Raw genomic sequence first — 4,541 nt, forward strand, 5'->3', positions numbered from 1 at the left:
TCTTCTTCCTGATGGGTCACGCGAAGCTCGCGCCACATCTTCCAGCATACCCAGAGCAGCAGAATACCACCGGCGAGAAGCAGACCGACGATCTGGAGAAGCTGGATCGTGAGACCGGCGAAGATGATGCGCAGCACAGTCGCGGCAATGACGCCGACGAGGATAGCTTTGTWGCGTTGTTCCTTCGGGAGCCCGGCTGCCGCCAATCCGATCACGATAGCGTTGTCGCCAGCGAGGACGAGATCGATCATCACGACCTGGATGAAGGCGATGACTTCGGGCGATAAGAACTGTGTCAGGTATTCATTCATGCGATGCCTCATCTATCTTCAGGGGCGTGCATGAGATGCGCTGGCACACTATCGCCGGAGCTGCCCGTCGGGGTTCTCGCGGACGATGGACCCAGGACTTATCGGTCCTGACGCATTCCAGGCCACCCTGGCTATGATTCCAGTCCGACATCGCTGCTCCGTAGGAGCTGCCAGAGGGGCCCGGCCTGGTATGTTGTTCATTAGATAACTGGCGTCCGTCGATCAAGTCATTTGGCTGGAGTGCCCAGTATCCGTCGGCGAATGCGGTTTCGGTTGGAAAACCATACCAAATCGCGTCTCAAACTCCTTCGCCTTGATCGATAGTCTAGGGTCGTATTCAGTCCTAAGGCTCTGAAAACCGATCCAAATCGCTTGATCCCGGACAAAGCTTTGGGGCACAAATCGGCCTGAAGACGGTTGGCGCGAAGCCAAGCGCTTGAGGGAGGCCACCATGAATACTCCTGCGCCGGGCCCCGAATATTCGGGTTCGCGAGGGCGGATTCGCGCGCCACAGAACCTGGCCGGCGGAATTCTGCTGCTCCTTCTCGCCGCTTTGGCCCTATGGTTGATGCGCGATCTGCCCAAGGGAACTCTCAGTTCCATGGGCCCCGCCATGCTGCCCGACTGGCTCGCCGTCGGCGTCGGCCTATGCGGCATCGCCCTCCTGGTCGCGGCCTTCACGAAGGCCGGCGACGCGCTGGAGAGCTGGGGCCTGCGCGGACCGCTCCTCATCATGCTGGCGATCCTGGCCTTTGCAGCGACGATTCGGCCGTTCAGCCTCGGTGGGCTGTCGCTGCCTGGCCTCGGCATGGTCGTCGCCGGCCCCCTGGCCATCATCATCGGCGGCTGCGCGACACCGGAGGCGCGGATACGCGAATTGGTGGTCCTGGCGCTTTGCCTGACCCCGTTCTGCATGCTGCTTTTCGGCGACATGCTCAACCTTCCAATTCCGATCTTCCCGCAGAGCTTCGCGGCGCTCTTCCCTGCGGATTGGTCACAGAAAGCGATCCTGCGTGCCACGGCCGCCGCGATGGTTGTGGTGGCGATCGTGATGATCGTCTCCGGTCGCCGGCGGCGCAGCACCAAGGTCGATGTGGCTGTCGAGACGGAGGAAGGCTAGTGAGCGATTTTCTTTCCAATCTCAGCCTGGGATTTTCAGTTGCCCTGAGCCTGCAAAATCTCGGCCTCGCGTTTCTCGGTTGTCTTGTCGGAACGCTCATCGGCGTGCTGCCTGGCGTCGGGCCGATCGCGACGATCGCGATGCTGTTGCCGATCACCTTCGGGCTCGATCCCGTCGGCGCCCTGATCATGCTCGCCGGCATCTATTACGGCGCCCAATATGGCGGCTCGACGACGGCGATCCTCGTCAACATTCCAGGTGAGGCGACATCCGTCGTGACGGCCCTCGACGGCCATCAGATGGCCCGCCAGGGCCGCGCCGGTGTCGCCCTCGGCATTGCGGCCATCGGGTCGTTCTTTGCAGGCACCGTCGCGACGCTCGTCATTGCGGCACTCGGGACGCCGTTGACGCGGCTTGCGCTGGTTTTCGGGCCAGCCGAATACTTTTCGCTGATGGTCATGGGCCTCGTCTTCGCGGTCGTTCTGGCACGCGGATCGATTCTCAAAGCCATCGCGATGATTCTCACCGGCGTTCTGCTGTCGACCGTCGGCACCGATCTCGAAACGGGTCAGGAACGCATGACGTTCGGGCTGCCCTTCCTGTCCGACGGCATCGACTTCGCTGTCTTGGCGATGGGCATTTTCGGCATCGCTGAAATCCTGCGCAACCTCGACCACACCGAGAGCCGCGACGTCGTGCATAGAGCGATCGGTCGGTTGTTGCCGAACTGGGAGGATTTCAAGCAAGCCTACCCCTCCGTCCTGCGCGGGACGCTGATCGGTTCCATTCTCGGTATCCTGCCCGGCAACGGCGCCGTGCTCGGCCCCTTTGCCGCCTACACGGTGGAAAAGAAACTGGCGAAGGACCCCAGCCGTTTCGGCCGCGGCGCCATCGAAGGCGTTGCGGGACCGGAATCGGCCAACAATGCAGGCGCGCAGACATCGTTCATTCCGCTCCTCACCCTCGGCATTCCGCCCAATGCGGTGATGGCGCTGATGGTAGGCGCCATGACGATCCACGGCATCGTGCCGGGGCCGCAGGTGATGACGCGCAATCCCAACCTGTTCTGGGGCATGATCGCGTCCATGTGGGTCGGTAACCTGATGCTGCTGATCATCAACCTTCCCCTCATCGGGATGTGGGTCAGGCTTCTCAAAGTGCCATATCGCCTGATGTTCCCGGCGATTCTGATGTTCTGCTGCATCGGCATCTATTCCATCAACTCGCTGCCGACCGACGTGATGTTCATCGCGCTGTTCGGGCTCGTCGGCTACATGCTGATCAAGTTCGGCTTCGAGCCTGCGCCGATGCTGCTCGGCTTCGTCCTCGGCAAATTGATGGAAGAGAATTTGCGGCGCGCATTGATCATTTCGCGGGGGTCGCTCTCGACCTTCGTCGAGCGTCCGATCAGCGCCGGGCTTTTGGCCGTCGCGCTCATCCTGCTCGTGTTCGCGCTGCTTCCGTCCGTCCGTAAGGGAAGGGACGAGGTTTTCACCGAGTGAGCTTGCCTCGCACGCGAACAACGTCACAATAGGTCCAACAACAACCATCCAGGGAGATGAATATGAGAACTATCGCCATCGCTCTTGCCGCCACTCTCGGGATTGCCGCCGCCGCACAGGCGCAGGGCAACTACCCGCAGCGTCCGATCACCATGGTCGTGCCCTTTGCGGCGGGCGGCCCGACGGACGTGATCGCCCGTATTGTCGGCGATCACATGTCGCGCACTCTCGGCCAGCAGATCGTGATCGAGAACGTTGCCGGTGCCGGCGGCACCACGGGCATCACACGCGCCTCCCAGGCGCAGCCCGACGGCTACACCATCATGATGGGCCATATGGGAACCCACGCCGCCGCGCCGGCGCTTTATCCCAATCTGAAATACGATCCCGCGAAGGATTTCGCGCCGATCGGCCTTGCCGCAGGCACACCGATCGTGATCGTCGCGAAGAAGGATTTTCCGGCCACCGACCTCAAGGGCTTCGTTGAGTACATGAAGGCCAACGGCGACAAGGTGAACATGGCCCACGCGGGCGCGGGATCCGTGTCGCACATCACCGGAATTTTCTTCAATTCGATCATCAAGACGAAACCCACGATGGTGGCTTACCGCGGCACCGGGCCGGCTCTGAATGACCTCATGGGCAATACGGTCGACTATATGACCGACCAGATCGTCAACGTCGCCCCGCAGATCCAGGGCAACAACATCAAGGCGTTCGCTATCGCAACCCCCCAGCGGTCCCCGGCCCTGCCCAACGTGCCGACCACCAAGGAAGCCGGTCTCGACGGGTACGAGATCAGCGCGTGGAACGCCGTCTTTGCCCCGAAGGGAACCTCGCCAGAGATCGTCACGAAGCTCAACGACGCCCTCGTGAAGGCCCTCGACGACGAGAACACCCGCAAGCGCCTGCTCGACCTCGGCGGTGTCATTCCCGATAAGGCCGGACGCACTCCTGCGGCGCTCCAGACCCTCGTCGAAACCGAGGTCGCCCGCTGGACTCCGGTGCTGAAGGCCGCCGGCGCGACCGCCGAATAGGGTCAAAAGGCTGATTTTCCTCGGAAGGCGGGCCTCACAGCCCGCCTTTTTCATTTGCGGGCTCGTGACCGCAAACAAGCCTTGAAATTGGTCGCCCGGGCGATTACACCGTGCCCGGCGTGCAGCCGTAGCTCAGTTGGTTAGAGCACCAGATTGTGGATCTGGGGGTCCCCCGTTCAAGCCGGGGCGGCTGTACCATTTACGCCGTAAGGGTTTGAGCCCTGTCTAGGCGCCCTCCAGCTCCTCCCGTTTTGCAGAATTGGCAACTGTGATAGGTCGCGCATGCATATTCCTATGCGCGCACCGACGGTGGAGCCATGACCGTCGCCGTCGGTCGCTGTATATTCCCTCCAGAGTCGGCCAGACGGACACATCGAGCATGTTCGAAAATAATTTTGATCCCCAGCCCGAGATCACGGGCGACACCCTGTCGATCAGACCGCTGAAGCGCGAGGATTTCGACGCGCTGTTTTCCGCGGCCGGTCATCCCGAGGTGTGGGCAGGGCATCCGGCAAATGACCGCTATAAGAGGGAGAAGTTCGAGCCGTATTTTGCGTCCCTGCTGGAGAGC

At 61.7% G+C, this 4,541-nt stretch carries 5 protein-coding genes and 1 tRNA gene; 5 read left to right on the forward strand and 1 reads right to left on the reverse strand.

Annotated elements, in window-relative coordinates:
• A partial coding sequence (locus AC1DT3_RS12790) for a TerC family protein (RefSeq protein WP_477465630.1) occupies positions 1 to 311 on the reverse strand: 311 nt, incomplete at its 3' end.
• A gap of 451 nt (positions 312 to 762) precedes the next feature.
• Between AC1DT3_RS12790 and AC1DT3_RS12795 the strand changes: the two genes are divergently transcribed.
• From AC1DT3_RS12795 to AC1DT3_RS12815, 5 genes are all read left to right on the forward strand, one after another.
• A complete protein-coding gene (locus AC1DT3_RS12795; RefSeq protein ID WP_477465631.1) occupies positions 763 to 1,431 on the forward strand; it encodes a tripartite tricarboxylate transporter TctB family protein in 669 nt (222 codons plus the stop codon).
• A complete protein-coding gene (locus AC1DT3_RS12800; protein WP_477465632.1) occupies positions 1,431 to 2,933 on the forward strand; it encodes a tripartite tricarboxylate transporter permease in 1,503 nt (500 codons plus the stop codon). Before AC1DT3_RS12795 ends, AC1DT3_RS12800 begins: the two co-directional genes overlap by 1 nt.
• Before the next feature lie 62 nt (positions 2,934 to 2,995).
• Positions 2,996 to 3,970 carry a tripartite tricarboxylate transporter substrate-binding protein gene (locus AC1DT3_RS12805; RefSeq protein WP_477465633.1) on the forward strand — a complete coding sequence of 325 codons (975 nt, stop codon included), beginning with the start codon at positions 2,996 to 2,998 and terminating at the stop codon, positions 3,968 to 3,970.
• Between the two features lie 121 nt (positions 3,971 to 4,091).
• A tRNA-His gene (locus tag AC1DT3_RS12810) sits at positions 4,092 to 4,168 on the forward strand.
• A gap of 181 nt (positions 4,169 to 4,349) precedes the next feature.
• On the forward strand, positions 4,350 to 4,541 hold a 192-nt coding region (locus AC1DT3_RS12815), incomplete at its 3' end, for a GNAT family N-acetyltransferase (RefSeq protein WP_477465634.1).

The organism is Microvirga sp. P4_G7 (assembly GCF_056401005.1).